Origin of the sequence: Bradyrhizobium sp. SZCCHNR2028 (assembly GCF_032380995.1) — a bacterium.
In the GTDB taxonomy this organism is placed as follows: Bacteria; Pseudomonadota; Alphaproteobacteria; order Rhizobiales; family Xanthobacteraceae; genus Bradyrhizobium.
This window is the reverse complement of sequence record NZ_JAUHJF010000006.1, coordinates 231,080-246,515: the sequence shown is the minus strand read 5'-3', so window position 1 is coordinate 246,515 and position 15,436 is coordinate 231,080. Positions and strand designations below refer to the sequence as shown.

At 61.9% G+C, this 15,436-nt stretch carries 16 protein-coding genes and 1 pseudogene; 9 read left to right on the top strand and 8 right to left on the bottom strand.

Going from position 1 to position 15,436, the window contains the following annotated elements:
* Positions 1 to 202: 202 nt before the first annotated feature.
* Positions 203 to 608: pseudogene (locus QX121_RS13130) on the top strand (integrase); the annotation flags it as partial.
* Between the two features lie 297 nt (positions 609 to 905).
* Here the strand turns inward: QX121_RS13130 and QX121_RS13125 are convergent.
* The 8 genes from QX121_RS13125 to QX121_RS13090 form a co-directional block, all read right to left on the bottom strand.
* On the bottom strand, positions 906 to 1,526 hold the full coding sequence (locus tag QX121_RS13125; RefSeq protein WP_315775773.1) for a hypothetical protein: 621 nt from the start codon (positions 1,524 to 1,526) through the stop codon (positions 906 to 908).
* Between the two features lie 23 nt (positions 1,527 to 1,549).
* Positions 1,550 to 2,851 carry a type II and III secretion system protein family protein gene (locus tag QX121_RS13120; RefSeq protein ID WP_315812131.1) on the bottom strand — a complete coding sequence of 434 codons (1,302 nt, stop codon included), beginning with the start codon at positions 2,849 to 2,851 and terminating at the stop codon, positions 1,550 to 1,552.
* Positions 2,852 to 2,898: 47 nt separating this feature from the next.
* Positions 2,899 to 3,351, bottom strand: a complete 453-nt coding sequence (locus QX121_RS13115; protein WP_315812130.1) for a tetratricopeptide repeat protein — start codon at positions 3,349 to 3,351, stop codon at positions 2,899 to 2,901.
* Positions 3,352 to 3,666: 315 nt separating this feature from the next.
* Positions 3,667 to 5,667 carry a flagellar biosynthesis protein FlhA gene (locus QX121_RS13110; RefSeq protein ID WP_315812129.1) on the bottom strand — a complete coding sequence of 667 codons (2,001 nt, stop codon included), beginning with the start codon at positions 5,665 to 5,667 and terminating at the stop codon, positions 3,667 to 3,669.
* A gap of 69 nt (positions 5,668 to 5,736) precedes the next feature.
* Complete coding sequence (locus QX121_RS13105; RefSeq protein WP_315784308.1) at positions 5,737 to 6,726, bottom strand: FHA domain-containing protein; 990 nt, start codon at positions 6,724 to 6,726, stop codon at positions 5,737 to 5,739.
* 516 nt (positions 6,727 to 7,242) lie between these two features.
* Positions 7,243 to 7,758, bottom strand: a complete 516-nt coding sequence (locus QX121_RS13100; protein WP_315775768.1) for a hypothetical protein — start codon at positions 7,756 to 7,758, stop codon at positions 7,243 to 7,245.
* Between the two features lie 263 nt (positions 7,759 to 8,021).
* Complete coding sequence (locus QX121_RS13095) at positions 8,022 to 8,234, bottom strand: hypothetical protein (RefSeq protein WP_315715064.1); 213 nt, start codon at positions 8,232 to 8,234, stop codon at positions 8,022 to 8,024.
* A gap of 61 nt (positions 8,235 to 8,295) precedes the next feature.
* Positions 8,296 to 8,883 carry a nodulation protein NolW gene (locus tag QX121_RS13090; protein WP_315812128.1) on the bottom strand — a complete coding sequence of 196 codons (588 nt, stop codon included), beginning with the start codon at positions 8,881 to 8,883 and terminating at the stop codon, positions 8,296 to 8,298.
* A 351-nt stretch (positions 8,884 to 9,234) separates the two neighbouring features.
* Between QX121_RS13090 and QX121_RS13085 the strand changes: the two genes are divergently transcribed.
* From QX121_RS13085 to sctR, 8 genes are all read left to right on the top strand, one after another.
* A complete protein-coding gene (locus QX121_RS13085; protein WP_315812127.1) occupies positions 9,235 to 9,672 on the top strand; it encodes a hypothetical protein in 438 nt (145 codons plus the stop codon).
* 62 nt (positions 9,673 to 9,734) lie between these two features.
* Entirely contained in the window at positions 9,735 to 10,532 is a 798-nt protein-coding gene (sctJ, locus tag QX121_RS13080; protein WP_315812194.1) for a type III secretion system inner membrane ring lipoprotein SctJ, read from the top strand.
* Positions 10,533 to 10,595: 63 nt separating this feature from the next.
* Entirely contained in the window at positions 10,596 to 11,258 is a 663-nt protein-coding gene (locus QX121_RS13075; protein ID WP_315812126.1) for a SctK family type III secretion system sorting platform protein, read from the top strand.
* On the top strand, positions 11,255 to 11,872 hold the full coding sequence (gene sctL / locus QX121_RS13070; protein WP_315812125.1) for a type III secretion system stator protein SctL: 618 nt from the start codon (positions 11,255 to 11,257) through the stop codon (positions 11,870 to 11,872). The genes QX121_RS13075 and sctL overlap by 4 nt, the downstream gene beginning before the upstream one ends.
* Positions 11,872 to 13,215: a FliI/YscN family ATPase gene (locus tag QX121_RS13065; protein WP_409999335.1), complete on the top strand. Its 1,344-nt coding sequence runs from the start codon at positions 11,872 to 11,874 to the stop codon at positions 13,213 to 13,215. The genes sctL and QX121_RS13065 overlap by 1 nt, the downstream gene beginning before the upstream one ends.
* Before the next feature lie 32 nt (positions 13,216 to 13,247).
* Complete coding sequence (locus tag QX121_RS13060; RefSeq protein WP_315773257.1) at positions 13,248 to 13,700, top strand: hypothetical protein; 453 nt, start codon at positions 13,248 to 13,250, stop codon at positions 13,698 to 13,700.
* Positions 13,697 to 14,764 (top strand): type III secretion system cytoplasmic ring protein SctQ, encoded by a 1,068-nt coding sequence (sctQ, locus tag QX121_RS13055; protein ID WP_315812123.1) that lies wholly within the window; start codon positions 13,697 to 13,699, stop codon positions 14,762 to 14,764. The genes QX121_RS13060 and sctQ overlap by 4 nt, the downstream gene beginning before the upstream one ends.
* Before the next feature lie 9 nt (positions 14,765 to 14,773).
* Entirely contained in the window at positions 14,774 to 15,421 is a 648-nt protein-coding gene (gene sctR / locus QX121_RS13050) for a type III secretion system export apparatus subunit SctR (RefSeq protein ID WP_315735421.1), read from the top strand.
* Positions 15,422 to 15,436: the final 15 nt, after the last annotated feature.

Here is a 15,436-nt window from a genome sequence, read left to right as displayed (position 1 = left end):
CTGCGGCGCGCCGATCAACCTCTCGCCGCGCGCACTGAAGTCTGCGCTATGGTTCTGAGCGCAGCGTTGCGCCATCGCCGCTGCTCCAGGCCGTGAAGATCGAGATGGTTCGACGCGGCACATCTTCATGCCGCCCTAGGGCTGCTGCGATGGTGGCACGCGACGATCAGAATGCTCGCGCCAGCGAAAAGATACTTCATGCACATACGTGTTCCCGGGGCAAGGCGATGACAATGCGTTCGGCAGCTTCCCAATCAATGGAAGCCCATCTTTGAACACTCCCCGCTATGGGACATCACCCTGCACGTTCTACGTCATAGCTTCGCGAATATCGCCAACGACCTCGGCTTTACCGAGGTAGCCATTGCTGCGCTCGTGGGCATGCCAAAGGTTCGGTGACCAGCAAGTACATCCATACGCTTGATACGGCGCTCACCATGGCGGCAGACACAATCTCTGGCTACATTCAAGGCGTCCTTGGCGGAACGGAGTTTAACCAAACGGCGCATGCTTTGGACCGAAGTTCTCGAAAAGCCGCTCTCGTCCGCTTCCTACAGAGGCTTCTTCGGGCAGTGAACTCGAAGAGACCGAGGGAGAGAGCGACTTAGCCGCATAATCCAACACGTACAACTTGGCAGCTGAGCCAGCGCGCCGTGACGCTGCGACGTCGAGATCCGCTGTCTCGAACCCGACCGCGTCTTCACGTGGAAGTCGGAGGCGTACCTCCTCTGGATACTTCGCCCCCGACCTCTTTCGCAGGAAAATATTTGAGCTCTCCGAGGGCTTGCGATCAAGAAATCTGCGGATCAACGGCACCATCGCCTCCGCTTTATCCTTAAGCAACGTGCGACGCTGAGGTCTCTCCAGGTCGGAATGGCGACGGCTGAGCTCTCCGGTTTGAACAATCATTGCGCGGGATGAGCCGTGGTCTGCGGGTGGTCCTCGCCGGTTGGTTCGGCACGGGTTGGTTGCTCCCCGCGCAAATTCGCGACCGCGCGGGTGGCCGGTTCCCCTTCCGCGCGGCTGCGTCCTTTTCCGGCTTGAAGATCCTCCGGATCCGCAACCATGCCGCCAAGGGCCGCAGCCGTGCTGCAGCCGAGGGCCGGATCGGCAGTATTGTCGGCGAAGATGCCGCGATTGAAGCCATCCGACAGATGGCAGCGAACGGAGCTGATGAGCAGGCGATCGATGTGAACACGCGTCGCGTGGTGCATTGCCGAGGCAACGTCATGCCTGACGTGGGAGCGATCCACGCCGGCTCGGATGATGGAATGCTCGATCGCCGCCGTGCATGGCCCCGGCGGTCCTTCGATCCAGGCACGGACGCTTTCAGGGCGGCCATTCGCCGTCGCGGCCACGAAGTGTTCGACGCCGGAACTCGCCGTAGAACAGCGTCCTGCAGGTACATCGTAGACGTAATGAACGGTCTCACCTGCGAGCTGCGGTGGCGGTGCCGTCCGGTCCACAGCGCAGCCTGCAGCCAGCACCGCGAGGGCGATGGCGAGGCCGCTTCTGATCGGTGCCATGTTTATCGCTCCTTGGAGGACCGTCATTCGATCAGGAAGCCGGCATCGCCACGCAATCTCCGGCCTGGCACCGGCACCTCGATCGGGCCTGCCCCGGGGCGGGTCGTTCCGAGACGGCCGAATATGATGCGCTCCAGCTCGGAAGGTGGCCCGACGAAGTCGGTTGGGACAGGTATGCGTGCCGATTCGCTGATCGGGCGAACGATTGTGGGCGTGACGATGATGATTAGTTCGGATTCGTTCTTCCGGAACTGTGTCGACCTGAACAGAGCCCCCAGTACCGGCAGGTCGCCCAGCCCCGGCAACATGTCCAGGCCGGTGTTGAACTTGTTCTGCAGTAGTCCGGCGATTACGAAGCTCTCCCCGCTGCCGAGCTCGACTGTGGTCTCCGCCCGCCGGGTAATCAGGCTCGGGACGCGGGCGCCGTTCATGATCAGGGCGCCTTCGTTCGAGAGCTCGCTGACCTCGGGCTTGACCTGCAGGTTGACCAGACGATCGGAGAGCACCGTCGGTGTGAACTCCAGTCCCACGCCGTAGCGACGAAAGTCGATCGAGATGCGGTCCAGCCCTTGGGCGACGGGGATCGGAAATTCGCCGCCTGCCAGGAAGTTCGCCTTCTGACCCGAAACAGCGGTGAGCGTCGGTTCTGCCAGGATTGAAACCAGTCCCTCCTGAGCGAGCGCATCCACGATGGCAGTCACGCTGTAGCTGCCGTTCGCTGGCGTATTGATCCTGCCTGAGGCCGCCGACGAGAGCCCAAAGCTGAAGCCACCGGCCGAGCCTGCGGCCTCCCAGTTGACGCCGAGTTGCTTCACCGCGTTGCGCGAGACTTCGGCAATACGGACCCGCAGGTTCACCTGCGTGCTACCGCCGATCTTCAACTGATTGAGCAGCACCTCGTCCTCGCCGAGGAACTGCGCGCAGGTGGAGCGGACCTTCTCGGCGATGTCGGCGTTGGGCACCAGCCCGCTCAGCACCGCGCCGCGCGGCGTCCGCGACAGCCTGACGTCGAGGTCTGCGAATTGAGCTCGCAGCAGCTGCCGTAGATCACTCTCGTCATAGGCAATCGCAATCCGGAACGTCGCGACGGTCGCGCCGGAATCGTCGAGCGCGAAGAGCGTCGTACGGCCGGGCTTTTTGCCGAAAACGAAGACGCGGTTGGCGGCCGCGACCTGGACGTCCGCAACAGCCGGCTCGGCGACGAAGACCTTGGAAGCCGGACGGGGCAAGGTCAGCATCTCGCCCTGAGACGCGTAGATCCGCACCTGTTGCCGCGCGTTGGATGACGCCGGCGCGCAATGAACCAGCATGATAAGGATCACCACGATCGAGGTCAGCCAGGCGGATGGCGAAATTCGAAACGGTCCCATCGTCAGCGCCGCATCGCCGAGAGCATCTCGAGATTGAGCCTCACGTCCTCTTCCCGAAGGTCGACCCGCGCAAGCCTGGCGGCGCCATCGCGATCTCCGCTCAGCGCCATAGCGATCACGAGGTTCTGGCGTGCACGAGGCGAGGCGCTCTCACCGAGCGCGATCGGCCGCAGAACCGTCATCGCGTCGGCGTACCGGCCCGTCAAGGTAAGCGACAGGCCCAGATTGTTGCTTGCGATCATGTCGGCGGGAGCGATTGCGAGCACCTGACGATAGGCTGTCTGAGCTTCGTCATGGCGGCCGAGCATGTCGAGAGCCACTCCGAGGCCGTTGAGCGCCGGAATGTTCTCGGGGTCCGAGGCGAGCACGCTGGTAAAGATTGCCAGGGCGGGCTCGGCTTGATGTCTGGCGAGCTCGCTTCGCGCTTTTCTGATTCGATTGTCCTTGTCTTCCATCCCGGCGACTTGGTTGGCGGGAGCTTCTGCGGCTGCCGTGGAGGCCGGGAGATTGCGACCCTCGACCGAGGCGCGTGCGGTCGCGGGCGTCGGCACCGGTCCGCCAATGTCTGGGCTCAGCACGAACAGGCGCAGAGCAGACCGGCGATGCTGCCAGCCAGCGCCATTCGCCTGCAAACACCGGCACTTGGTTTCAGATGGTTGTTGAACGCGGTTTCCCGGCCTTCAGAGCTACGCATGTACTTCCTACGGATATTGCACTGTCTTATAGTTCAGGTCTCGAAACCTCGCAGGTGTCGTCGCGGGTTGACTGGTTCATTGCATCGCCGGGATCGGGGAAGGTTCAGCCTGCTCGCGTGATTCATCCAATCCAAGGACGGCGATGGGCTCGACCCGAAAGTCCTTTGAGATTTCCTGATAGGAGAGCACGACCACATTGAGACCGGACGGCGCAAGCAGCGTCCAGACCACCCGGCGCAGGTCGGCGGAGGCCAGTACAATACTCGGCGATGCGGCAAGATGATCGACGTCGGCAAGCTGCCGGGTCAACGCATCAAGCAGGCGCGTGCTGACGGCAGGATCGAGAGACGTCTGAGCGTTTTCATCGAGGGCGTGCACGGCCGTTCGGATCGCTTCCTCTGTCCGTCGATCAAGCACGAAGCAGCGCAAGGTCCGATCAAAGCCTGAGCTTTCGAAGCAGATCTGCCGGCGCAGCGCCAGCCGCACGTGCTCGACCAGCATGACGCTGCTCTGCTCCCGCATTCCCCACTCGGCCAGCGTCTCAAGAATCAGCCGCAGATTGCGGATGGAGACCCGCTCGTCGAGCAGCCGGCGAAGGACATCGGTGATGCGCTGTGTAGGGACCACACGCAAGGCCTCGCGCACCAAGTCGGCGTAGTCAGCCTCTAACTGGTTGAGCAGGCGCTTGGTCTCCTGTATGCCGAGGAACTCCGGCGCATAGCGGACAAGAACGCGCCGCAGCTCGGCATCGACTGCGGAGATGGCCGGTCCCCCCGCCGTTCGGGCTGCCGGCTGATCCAGTTCACCGGACGAGAGCAGAAGAGGCACGCCATGCAGCTCGATCCTGAAATGACCGGGCGCCAGGTCGCTGCTTTCGTCGACTGCCGCCCCTGGACAGGCGCATCCGAGCCAGTCTGCCACGTCCTGTCGTGTCCGCCTGATCCGATCATGAATACCGGCTCCCCGCAGTTCATCGCACAAGGCGGCTTCCGCGAGGATCATGATCGGTGCAGACTTGGCCGCCGGGATAGCGATCCGCGAACTTCTCGCGGGCTCTGACGGGTCGGACCGTTGCGCCGTGCCGGAGGTTCGTTGTGCGCGCCGCCGAGCCAAGAGCATCGCAACGCCGGAGCCGCCGAACACGGTGGCCATAAAAAGGAAAATCGGCGCCGGAAAACCCGGTACGAACGCCAGCCCGAGCATCATGAGACCGGCCAGTTGCAGGGATTGCGGCTGCGACGTGATCTGCTCCATGATCTCGGAACCAAGATTGCTCGGCGCTTCTGTCGCAACCCGGGTCACGACCGTTCCCGCCGCCATCGACACGAACAGCGCCGGGACTTGGGAGACCAGGCCGTCGCCGATCGTCAACAACGAGTAGAGCTGGATCGCTTCGCTGATACGCAGCCTGTGCTGCACGGTGCCGACAACGATGCCGCCAACGAGGTTGACGGCGATGATGATGAGACCGGCGATCGCATCACCTTTGACGAACTTCATGGCGCCGTCCATCGCTCCGTAGAGCTGGCTCTCGCGCTCCAGCCGGCGTCGGCGGCGCCGGGCCTCGGCCTGGTTGATGTCGCCGTTGCGAAGGTCGGCATCGATGCTCATCTGCTTGCCCGGCAGCGCATCGAGCGTGAATCGGGCAGCAACTTCGGCGACCCGTTCAGATCCTTTGGTGATGACGACGAACTGGACGATCGTGATGATCAGGAACACCACGAGCCCAACCACGACGTTGCTGGAAACGACGAACTCGCCAAAGGTCTGAACGATGGATCCGGCATCGGCCTGGCTGAGCACTAGGCGCGTAATGGTGATGGAAATCGAGAGCCGGAACACCGTGGATATGAGAATGATTGCCGGAAGTGCGGAGAATTCGACCGCGGCGTTCAAGTAGAACGCCACCATCAGCAACAGAATCGACGCGCCGATGTTGACGGACACCATGACGTCGACGAGCGCCGTCGGAATCGGCAGGATCATCGCCATGATCGTGGTGACGATCAGGAGGACGACGAGAAGCTCGCGCTTGTCGTTCGACCAGCGGGTCAAGCTCTCGACAATGGCCGTCATAGTCTGCGGTTCCATCCGAGCGGGATCGAAACCTTCGTCACATTGATCGAAACGCAGAGCGGCATGGTCTTACAAGCTCACGGCGAGCAGGTCTGCGCCGCGACGCAATACGACCCGGTCTTGTTCGATTCGATCGACGATCCACCCTTCGCTGATAACGGCGCCTGCGAACAGTTTCTGACCGCGTCCATCAATGACATACGGCCCATTTCCGGCCCAAATCGCCTGAACGGTCAAAGGGGCGCTACGCTTTACAGATTTCGCCTCAACCTGGCTCGTCAACACGATGGCAATGCCGAACGTGCCGTCGAACCATCGCTCAATGTCGCGCCACTTGCCTAACGCCGCGGGTTCAATGTTTCCTCTCGCCGTGATGGCGTTTGAGTCGCTGACAATCTCGACGGTCGTGAGGCCTGCAGTCAGCAATCGCTGGCGCAGCGCGTCCGCCGCGCCGTTCAAATCCGCCACCGGCGCGCCGGGCTCCGCGCCGGCCCGTCCCGTTCTGTCTTGGCCGGGCAGTAATGCGGGGGTAAGGGTGGGGGCGGGCGAATTGGGCGCGTGCCTGCTCGGATATTTCGTCGAACAGTCGGAGTCGCAGCGCGGGGATCTCAGCCGCTCAGCTGTGGCATAGCCGCCATCGCCGGGCACCTTGTCCGCACCAGCGGGAAATCCCTGCAGAAGCAGGGCTAGACAGACCAGGATCGCGGCGGTGCCGAGTCCATACCTCAAGAAGGTATAGCGGGTCGTTCTGCGCTTGCGGGTGCAGCGGAGCTGAATTCCATTCAGAACGACATCGGCCGGATAACGACTGATCCGTGCTTCTCCGGCACCGAGCAGGGTGCCGTTCAGCAGAACATTATCTGCGGTGCCTTCGATTTCGCAACAGTCCGCCTCTAGCGCGAACCGCGCATGCAAAGGAGCCAGACAGTCATCCATGAGAACGACATCGGCGTCCATCGAGTGACCCACCAGATAGGTCCCGGCGTCGAGTTCTTGCCGGACGCCGGCATGAAGGCCCGATCGGATCGTGAGTTCGAATGGGGACGGTGATGCCGGCATTCTCTGCCTCTCCATCAGGACCTAGCAGCCATGTTGGCAGCGGAGCGCTCGGTACGACGAACGCCCCGTGCCGTAAGCGGTTGGTAGCTGTCCGAGGGCGATCGCTGGATCAGCCGACGTTCGGGCGCTGCTGCGCGACCGTCTCGATCGATCCCCAGTGCGTCTTCTTGGTCGTGATCTCGGCATTCGTCTTGATCGCTTCGTCGAAGGCACTCTTCATCTTCGCGATCGCGCTATCGATGCTCGAGTTCGATGACGTCGTCGAAGAAACGGAGCCTGTTGAATGGGACATCGCTTTATCTCTCTATGTTTGTGTTGCGTTGAGGATTGGGCTGTCGGGGAATGCCCTCCAGCCGGGAAGTGATCGTTAGCGTTGTCTACGCTGATCACCTCTCGGCTGAAGCGGCGGCTTGGATCCCGTCCCGAGGCGCACCTTGCGAGGTGCGCCTCTCGCGCTTCCTTCAACGTCCTGGTCTCATCGCCCTCGTCGCGTTGCGAGAATGAGGCCGCGTTGCTTTACTCAGCTCTGTCGGTGATATGGTTGTCGGCCGAGAGGTGTCCCGCGGAGCGGTCGCATGGCGATCCCGAGCTTGAATCCGCGAGTTGCAGAATGATCGAGGAAAGCTTGTCGAGGATGTTGTTCTTCGTCGCCTGGTCAAGGCCCTTTGCCTCGGAGACTTGGCTGACGAGCTGATTCAGCGTCTTGAGTATCGAGCTGTTCGCGCCGGGTTGATGGGATGGGCCGGACACGAGTTGCTTCAGGATCTTCGCGATCCCGTCGAGCAGCTGACCTTTGGCGGGATCGCTGGGCCCAGTGGAATTCGTGATCTGATGGGTCAGGTCACCAAGGATCTTGGCAACGCGGCCGTTGTTCCGCGCGTCGCACTGGCCCGGTCCGCCCCTCAGGATGCTGATGGCCGCCGAGATCAGAGCCGCCTTGTCTGCAGGTGTCTTTGCGTCCGCGACCAATCCAAGAACGTCCGATGCTATGGAAGACGTCCGCGGATCTTGCTGCTGCGAGGCGGGCGGCATCGACGACGGCCACCAATCCCCCGCATCACAGCGATGAGCCGGATGAGCTGACGACCCGCCGGACGTGGGCTGAAATCCTGCAAAGCCGGGCCAGGACGACGCGTGTCCGTGCGGACCCATCATGTGACCGGTGTGAGCTTCACGTGAGGATGATGCGTGGGAGCTGACCCTAGACATGCAACTCTCTCCTTGTTTGCGATCCGATGTCTTATCTGTCTTGTTCTGAGCAAAGGGCATAACGAGGCGTCGGTCGGCATGCTCCGTCACGGATCCGGGGTTGCACTATTCTCGTCGCCGACGGATGCCATCTCCTGAATGCCGTCCTGAGCAACAGTCATGAGCATGAACGCGGCCGCCTGCGGCATTGCGCTGAGAAACGCCTCCTCGAACTTTGCTTGATCCTCAGCCGAGACTGCCTCGCTGCTGCTCGGGGCGCTTGCCGTCGCGGTCGTCATGCTCGATGCTTCTACGGCCATTCTGACACTCCTTTGATCCGTCCGGTCGATCTGGCAGGACTTGCGAACCCGTTGATTTGCGTCATGGCACGTCGCCTGGGGCGTTGAGCTTGACCACTTGGACGTGCTCCCCGCGATAGACGGTGACTGACGATGGCTGGTCAGCTCGAGGCTGCAGTGCTGCGAGCGTACGCTCCACCGCTTGGATGTATTGCGGGGGACCCGAGACCAGGGCCATGTCGGCCTGCTTGCTGGATCTGAGTGAGAATCGCGCGTCGGAGAGCGCGAGATCGCGAAGTGCGGCTTCGAGACGCTGGAGCGGCACGGCACCGAGTTGAACGAGCCTGCTCGAAGCTTCCTTGTTGCTGGTGACATAAATCCGGAAGCCGTCGAAATACCAGTCGAGTCCGTAGTTCCGGGATAGATGCTCGATGAATTCTCTGGCCTTGAGTTCAGGCAGAGGCCCGCGCACACGTCCCCGTACGTCCGGGCTCACCTCTAACCGCAGGCCGGTATTCCGTCCGAATTCCTGAAGAACGTTGCCAAGGTCTTGGTCGACGATGGTGTACCTGTAGGACTCGGTCGGCCAAGCAGGTTCACCCGCGTCTGCGGACGTGGTGTGGATTGCAGTCGCCGAGAGCGTCAGGCAGACGGTCGCGATCGCAGCCACGCTGCGCAATGGGACCAGAACCCGAGATGCCAAATGGTCGCATGGAAAAACGTGGCCTTCGTGCGACCTTGTCGCGGAACAATCGTGGCAATCGTGTAGTTGATCGCGCGTACCCACGAGCAGACTCACATGTACTTGTTGCTATCAGCTCGTCTCATTCAATCACAGCGGTCGCGGGTGCGTCGGAGAATATATTAGGAAAATATTATGCTCTGCCCCGCCGGGTGCTGTGCAAAGCTCTGTCTGATCTGTTGTGCAAGCCATGGCCCGGCTGTCCTTGTGAGTCATTATTTGTTTGGAGTGAGCAATGGCGAAAGCACGGGGAGTCCTGAGACGGCATGGAGCGGCGACATGACGACGGTTGCGCCGTTGGGTGGCGTCACAGCTTCCGGAACAGTTGGTGTCAGTTTCGGAGCCGTTGAGCCCGGAGCGGCCGCCCAGCAGTCGTTTCAGGACGCTCTGCATAGATCGGTCACTAAACTGCCTATGGAGCCTGAGCACGCCGTCGACCAACTCGGCGGCAAGGTGATGGAGTGGATGGAGAGCTCGTACGAGCGGGTCCAGCGCAATGCCGCGCCCGAGCTCAATCTCATGCCGGAGCCGGCAGCATCCGGTCCAGCATCTTCCAACATTGGCGGAGCGGCCCTGGGAGTGGACAAGCCAGACGCGGGCCGTCAGGCCCTGCAAATGCTGGAGCACGCATTCTCGTTTGCCATTGAGGCGACGCTGATGTCGAAAATCTCGACCGAGTCGACCCGAATCTTCAACACGTTCTTGAAGGGACAATGAGAATGGTCGGTTGCGGCAAACAATGGCTGGCCGCTCGAGGGCACGGATTGAATTTGGCGCTGGTGCTGGGCTTGGCGTTCATGCTGAGCGGTTGCAAGGGCGAGCTCTATAGCCGCTTGAGCGAGAAGGAGGCTAATCTGATGATGGCCCTTCTGCTGCGCAACGGAATCGCCGCCGACCGACTCCAGGCAAAGGACGGTAGCAATACTGTCAGGGTCGAGCAGGAGCGATTTGCCGACGCTGTGACGCTGCTGAATGCGTCCGGGTTGCCGCGTGCGAAGTTCGAAGACATGGGCAGCATATTCTCAAGCAATGGTCTGGTGTCGTCACCCACAGAGGAGCGAGTCAGGTTGATCCACGCGCTCAATCAAGAGTTGGCAAGGACGATCATGGAGATCGACGGGGTCATCTCTGCCCGAGTCCACGTGGTGCTGCCTAAGATAGACCCGTTGCGTCACGATCAGGTTCCGTCGTCGGCGGCATCGGTGTTCATCAAGCATGACGCGCGCGCCGAAATCGCCGTGCTCCTACCGCAGATCAAGACCCTCATTGCCAACAGTGTCGAAGGACTGACGTACGACAGGGTGGCCGTGGTTTTCGTGCGTGGCAGTTCGGATCCCGTCGAGGTCAGCCCTTCCACGTCGATCGAGACGACGGCATCCGTTCTATCTCACGACGGATCTGCCCTGCGTGACGGTCCGCTCATCCTGCAGGTGTCAGCCGCGGTAGGGGTGGGGCTGCTGGGATCGATCGGAATCTTCCAGCTCTGGCGCCGGGCACGCGTGGGATATGCGCAACGCAACGCGCCGCGTCGGGAGGCGCGAAGGCCGGCGCGCGATCCGCTGCGTGTCGTATCCTAGTGCGATTGAAGTGGGCGTGGCCGGCAAATGAGTAGGCTTGTGCAACCTGGAGCATCCCTTGGTTTGCGTGATCCGAAGGTCGGCGGCGGCTGCGAACCCGGCGCGCCGGTGGGGCATCGGCCGGTGATCGATATGGACACGTTTTGCCGATTGCCGGCACGCTACATCCACGTTGAACGATTTCTCGCGTGCGTACCGGGCGTTTCGCCCGGGCTTGCCGCACGGATACTCGCCTGCGACCGACTCCACCGAGATATCTCAGAGCGGATCGTTGTGCAGCATGAGCTTGATTGCTGCACGGCAGCCGACGTCGCCGACACGCGCAGTCGCATTGCGCTTCTCGACTGCGAGCAGCTATGCCGCGTCGGTGAGCTGGCCGGCGGTGTTTGGCATGCCCACGCAATTCGTTCCACGGTCCTCAAGACTACGCTCCGGGAGCATCTCGGAGAATTCGATTCCCGACTCCACAAGGTCGCGCTCGCCAATATCGATCTGTCGCCTAAACCCGATCGCCCCCCGAATCCATCTGCGCTTGCGGACGTCATCCGAGGTGATGGGATGCAATGTCTCAATGCCGCAATCTGGCGACTCCCCGCCACCCTGCGCAGCCGCATCCTTCTTCGATTTCCGATTAACTCGCCGCTGGGCTCCTCGGTCTCGCGGCGACACCAACAGCTTGGTCCGGAGATCGTTGATCGCGTTCTAGCCGATGGGATGGTGCCGTGAAAGCCCCCGAGAGTGACAAGCCTGCCGGCACGTTCCATCCGCTCGGACCCGTGGTTCGAGCCGAAGAGGCGGAGACTTGGTTTTCCGCGGCTGCCTCTCTTGCCGACGCCCGGCGGCAATGCGAGCAGATCGCCGCGCAGGCCCGGCTCGCGTTCGAAGAGCAGCGCATGAGAGGCTTCGAGGATGGTCGTCTCGCGGGAGTTGAGGAGGCGGCCCGCCTGATTGCGGAAACGAAGGTCACGGTTGATGATTTCGTCGCCGAACTGCAAGACGAACTTATCACGCTCGTCGTCGAGATCATCAGGGAGATCCTCGGAAGTTTTGAGCCGGACGATCTCGCCGCGCGCGCCATCACCAGAGCACTCGAAGAGATGCGTTCCGGTACGGCCCTCGTGCTGATGACTGCGCCGCAGGAGATGGAGTCCATCCGTGTACGAGTGGCCACGCTGCTGGAGGATGGGGCCGACCAGCTCACCATCGTGTCGGACCCGCAGTTTGCGCCGGGGCGCTGTATGCTTTGGAGCGAGTTCGGGCAGATCGATGTTTCCGTTGACGCTCAACTGGAGCAGCTCGCCTTGGCGCTGCGTGCCGGTTTTGAGGGGGTGGAGCCATGATGCCGGCAGGCTCTGCCACGTACCGACTCGCGCGAATCCTGCCGCAGTTGCGTGAAGCTGCAGGCCGTTCGCAACTGCGCCCGATCCGCGGGCGCGTGATTCAGGTGTCGGGGACCCTCATCAGGGCGATCGTTCCCGATGCGCGTGTTGGCGATATCTGTTTGCTCCGTTCTGCCCACGCCTCGGCTGATCTGCAGGCCGAGATCGTGGGCATCGAAGGCGGTGTCGCGTTGCTGACGCCTCTCGGAGACGTGGCGGGTCTCTCAACAAGAACGGAAGTCGTCTCGACAAGGCAGGCCCTCGGCATCATGGTTGGGCCAGCGCTGCTCGGCCGCGTCGTCGACGGGCTCGGGCGCCCTCTCGACGTTCAGGAACGAGGATGGCCCGAGTTCGACCAGATTCGACGAGTCCGCGGAGCTGCGCCGGCGCCCTTGGCACGGCGGCTCGTTGACGGCCCTTTGTCACTTGGCATCCGGGCGATCGATGGTCTGCTCAGCTGCGGCGACGGGCAGCGGATCGGCATCTATGGCGAACCCGGCGCGGGCAAATCGTCGCTTGTCGCCCAGATCGTCCAGAACGCGGACGTCGACGTCTGCGTTGTCGCACTGATTGGCGAGCGTGGGCGCGAAGTTCGAGAAATGGTCGAGCGCTGCCTGGCCGGAGCGGCTCGGGCGCGATCAGTCGTGATTGTCGCAACCTCCGACCGGCCGCCGACGGAGCGCGTCACGGCTGCCTATGTCGCCGTGACGATCGCGGAGTACTTCCGGGATTGCAACGCACGCGTGCTCCTGGTGCAGGACAGTGTCACTCGCTTTGCGAGGGCATTGCGTGAGATCGGACTGGCCGCGGGCGAGCCGCCGACGCGCCGGGGCTTTCCGCCGTCGGTGTTTGCGGCATTGCCCGAGTTGCTCGAGCGGTCCGGTCCCGGAGTCGCCGGCTCAATCACTGCATTTTACACCGTGCTGGTTGAGGGGGATGGTACCGCGGATCCGATCGCGGAGGAGACGCGCAGCATTCTGGACGGGCACATCGCGTTGTCACCTAAGCTCGCACAGTCGGCGCATTTCCCTGCGATTGACATCGTGTCCAGCCTCAGCCGCGTCATGGATCAGGTCGTGACGAGCCGTCATCGCTCTGCAGCCAGGAGGGTGCGTGAACTCATAGCTCGCTATGCAGAGCTTGAGTTCCTGCTGCAGGTTGGGGAGTACAAGGCCGGAACCGATCCGATCGCCGATGAGGCGATCGCCAAGCAGGATGCTATCAAGTCCTTTCTGCGGCAGGGCCTCGGCGAGGCCGTTCCGTGGGATCGCACGATCCATCAACTCGAGCAACTCGCGTCATGAGGTACGATCCACTGCTCACGCGCATACGCAGGATGCGGATCGTTCTCGGAGAGAGGGAGCGGCGGGCGAATTCCGCGCTTCAGCGCGGCGTGGAGGCACAGGTCGAAGCGGCTGCAGAATTGACGCAGATCAATCATGCGGTTGCGTTGCAAGCAGCGGCGCGTGGCGCACGCGAACGTCAGATCTACCAACAGATGGTAGGGCGTCCAATTTCCGCGCGGGAGATCACCCAACTTGACGCGCAACTCAGGCGCCTCGAGTCGCTGGCAATGGCGCTTGCCGAGCAGCGCCTTGCGAGCATCCGTACGCTCGACCAGGCGCGTAACGAAGTTCAGGGTCTACGCCTCGAATTCGTGAAGGCTCATCGGAGGCGTCGCAAGTGGGATGAGTTATCGCAGCAATCACGTCGCCGTCACGAGAGCCGTGAGACGTTGCTAGAGGAGATGGCTAATTCGGACGGCAGGGCGGCGGGGCGGCAAGCATGAACGCGCCATTCCCCGCTCGCAGGCGCGGAGCGCCTGACGGCGAGATCACCGAATTTCATCCGGACGTGCTATCCATTGCTGATGCTCTACGTGCCCGTCGTTGGTGTCGGCGACTGGCTGAACTCACCTGCGAGTTGGCGGGTCTGCCGCTGCGGATTTCCTTCTCGGGCGCCTCCTCGGGCGTTTCGAGCCGGCCGACGTGTCGTCTGCATTTTACGATCGGCGGTGATCCATGCGCCGTAAGTCTGCCTGTCGAGGTGATCGATGCAACGCTGCAGGCGATTGATGGTCCGCCTCGAACGACGCTCGCCGAGCCCGATCTGCTGCTTCTGATCGAGTTCGCCTGCGCCGCCATACTTGATGCAATCGAGGAGACGCTCGGCCTCCCCGTCATCCTCACGCATGCTTCCTTCGATGGCAACGTTCCGGACTCGATTGGAATCCCGTGTCGCGGCAGGTTTGGCGAACGATCGTTCAGTGCTTACCTGTCTTTACCAGAGCCATACGAATCCCGTTTGGCAAATCAAGTCCAAGCATTGGGTCCGGCTGCTGTCGCCGGAGTTCCGATCTGCGCGGCCTTCCGGCTTGGTGCTACGCGCGTCAACGCCCGCTTGCTTGCGAGCTTACGGCCGGGAGACGTCGTGATCATCGAACACGCGATGCCGGATGGACGCGTCGCCGCCGTCTTCGGCGAGCGTCGTCTCACCTCATGCCGCTTCGAGGGAAGCGACGCGACAGTGGTGGACACGTTGCACCAGATCAGAGGCGATCTTCATCATCATTGGACGGCTGTGGACATGACGGCACATGAAAGCGTCGATGCAGGCGCAGACGATGCGAGCCTGGACGACCTCCAGATCAAGCTCCTATTTGAGATCGGCCAGCTCGAGATACCTCTCGGCGAGTTGCGCATGATCGCGCCGGGCTATGTCTTCAATCTCGGTCGGGATCCGCGACATGCCATTGAGATTCACGCGGGGAATCGGCGGATCGGGCAGGGCGAGATCGTCAGGATCGGCGAGGCAATCGGCGTGCGGATCAACAGATTGTTCAATCACGAATGAGCTGAAGCCGTGACCCAGTTCAATTTGTTCGCTGTTCTCGCGGTCATCGCCGGACTTGGCCTTGTCATCTTTGTCGTCGTGACGATGACATCGTTCGTCAAGATCGCCGTGGTCCTGTTCCTGATCCGGAACGCGCTGGGAGTGCAGCAGACGCCTCCAAACCTCGTGCTCTATGCCATTGCGCTGGTTCTGACGGCCTATGTCAGCGCGCCGCTAGTGCAGACCGTGTATGAGCGTGTCAATGATCGTCCCAGCGAGTTTCAAACCTTTACCGACTGGAAAGATGCCGCTGAGCGGGCAGGCCAGCCAATTCGCGAACATCTGAGCCGGTTCACGACGGTCGCGGAGCGAGAGTTTTTCGTCACTGCCACCGGCAGCTTATGGCCCGATAGCAGCAGGGCCAAGCTATCGAGCGAAGATCTCGTTATTCTCGTTCCCTCCTTCATGAGCTCGGAGCTCAAGCGCGCCTTCGAGATCGGCTTCCTGCTCTATCTGCCCTTCATCGCGATTGATCTCGTGGTGTCCGCGGTTTTGATGTCCCTTGGCATGTCGATGGTGCCGCCATCGACGATCTCCGTCCCATTCAAGTTGTTCTTGTTCGTGATGGTCGAGGGCTGGTCCAAGCTGATGCATGGCCTGGTGTTGAGTTACGGATAGCCTGCGAGATGGGTA

Bases quoted from the DNA above. Each gene is read 5' to 3' on its own strand.
- QX121_RS13110 (WP_315812129.1), bottom strand. From the start codon at position 5,667: ATGACGGCCATTGTCGAGAGCTTGACCCGCTGGTCGAACGACAAGCGC.
- QX121_RS13060 (WP_315773257.1), top strand. From the start codon at position 13,248: ATGCGGATCGTTCTCGGAGAGAGGGAGCGGCGGGCGAATTCCGCGCTT.
- QX121_RS13125 (WP_315775773.1), bottom strand. From the start codon at position 1,526: ATGGCACCGATCAGAAGCGGCCTCGCCATCGCCCTCGCGGTGCTGGCT.
- QX121_RS13100 (WP_315775768.1), bottom strand. From the start codon at position 7,758: ATGCCGCCCGCCTCGCAGCAGCAAGATCCGCGGACGTCTTCCATAGCA.
- QX121_RS13095 (WP_315715064.1), bottom strand. From the start codon at position 8,234: ATGGCCGTAGAAGCATCGAGCATGACGACCGCGACGGCAAGCGCCCCG.
- QX121_RS13105 (WP_315784308.1), bottom strand. From the start codon at position 6,726: ATGCCGGCATCACCGTCCCCATTCGAACTCACGATCCGATCGGGCCTT.
- QX121_RS13085 (WP_315812127.1), top strand. From the start codon at position 9,235: ATGACGACGGTTGCGCCGTTGGGTGGCGTCACAGCTTCCGGAACAGTT.
- QX121_RS13065 (WP_409999335.1), top strand. From the start codon at position 11,872: ATGCCGGCAGGCTCTGCCACGTACCGACTCGCGCGAATCCTGCCGCAG.
- QX121_RS13115 (WP_315812130.1), bottom strand. From the start codon at position 3,351: ATGGAAGACAAGGACAATCGAATCAGAAAAGCGCGAAGCGAGCTCGCC.
- sctQ (WP_315812123.1), top strand. From the start codon at position 13,697: ATGAACGCGCCATTCCCCGCTCGCAGGCGCGGAGCGCCTGACGGCGAG.